This window comes from Streptomyces sp. NRRL F-5650 (assembly GCF_000721365.1).
Classification (GTDB): Bacteria; Actinomycetota; Actinomycetes; order Streptomycetales; family Streptomycetaceae; genus Streptomyces; species Streptomyces ardesiacus.
The window spans coordinates 1-1,202 of sequence record NZ_JOGV01000128.1; the positions used below are offsets into that span (position 1 = coordinate 1).

At 69.6% G+C, this 1,202-nt stretch carries 2 protein-coding genes; both read left to right on the forward strand.

What is annotated here, in order from left to right; genetic code table 11:
- Nucleotide 1 precedes the first annotated feature (1 nt).
- Nucleotides 2–526 (forward strand): PadR family transcriptional regulator, encoded by a 525-nt coding sequence (locus IG88_RS0137695; protein WP_031051374.1) that lies wholly within the window; start codon nt 2–4, stop codon nt 524–526.
- The coding region (locus IG88_RS0137700; protein ID WP_031051375.1) for an ABC transporter ATP-binding protein at nt 523–1,202 on the forward strand (680 nt) is incomplete at its 3' end. The genes IG88_RS0137695 and IG88_RS0137700, both read left to right, overlap by 4 nt.

Below are 1,202 nucleotides of genomic sequence, written 5' to 3' on the forward strand. Positions count from 1 at the left end.
CATGTCCATCGGTCACACCCTCCTGGGACTCCTGGAGTCCGGGCCGCGCCACGGTTACGACCTCAAGCGCGCCTTCGACGAGAAGTTCGGTCACGACCGGCCGCTGCACTACGGCCAGGTCTACTCGACCATGTCCCGCCTGCTGAAGAACGGCCTCGTCGTGGTCGACGGCATCGAGACAGGCGGCGGCCCCGAACGCAAGCGGTACGCGATCACCGACGAGGGAATCACCGACGTACAACGGTGGCTCGCCACTCCCGAGAAGCCCGAGCCCTACCTCCAGTCGACCCTCTACACCAAGGTCGTCCTCGCGCTCCTCACCCACCGCGACGCCGCCGACATCCTCGACACCCAACGCTCGGAACACCTGCGCAGCATGCGCATCCTGACCGACCGCAAGCGCAAGGGCGACCTGGCGGACCAGCTCATCTGCGACCACGCCCTTTTCCACCTCGAGGCCGACCTGCGCTGGCTCGAACTGACCGCCGCGCGCCTCGACAAGCTCCGTGAGGCGGTAGCCCCATGACAGTCCCCGCAGGCTCCCTGCTCAGCGCCCAGGCACTCCGCAAGGCCTACGGCCCCACCCTCGCCCTGGACGGCGCCGAGTTCTCCATCCACCCCGGCGAGGTCGTCGCCGTCATGGGCCCCTCCGGCTCCGGCAAGTCCACCCTCCTGCACTGCCTGGCCGGCATCGTCACCCCCGACTCCGGCACCATCACCTACAACGGACGCGAACTGTCCGCCATGTCCGACGCCCAGCGCAGCGCCCTGCGCCGCTCCGACTTCGGCTTCGTCTTCCAGTTCGGCCAGCTCGTCCCCGAACTGACCTGCGTCGAGAACGTCGCCCTCCCCCTGCGCCTGAACGGCACCCCCCGCAAGGACGCCGAACGCACCGCGCTGACCTGGATGGAACGCCTCGAGGTCGACGACCTCCGCAAGAAACGCCCCGGCGAGGTCTCCGGCGGCCAGGGCCAGCGCGTCGCCGTGGCCCGCTCCCTCGTCACCAGCCCCCGCGTCCTGTTCGCCGACGAACCCACCGGCGCACTCGACTCCCTCAACGGCGAACGCGTCATGGAACTCCTCACCGACGCCGCCCGCTCCACCAACGCCGCCGTCGTCCTCGTCACCCACGAAGCACGCGTCGCCGCCTACTCCGACCGCGAGATCGTCGTCCGCGACGGCAAGTCCCGGGACATGGAGCG

Coding starts and splice junctions, on each gene's coding strand:
- IG88_RS0137695 (WP_031051374.1), top strand. CDS start 2: ATGTCCATCGGTCACACCCTCCTGGGACTCCTGGAGTCCGGGCCGCGC.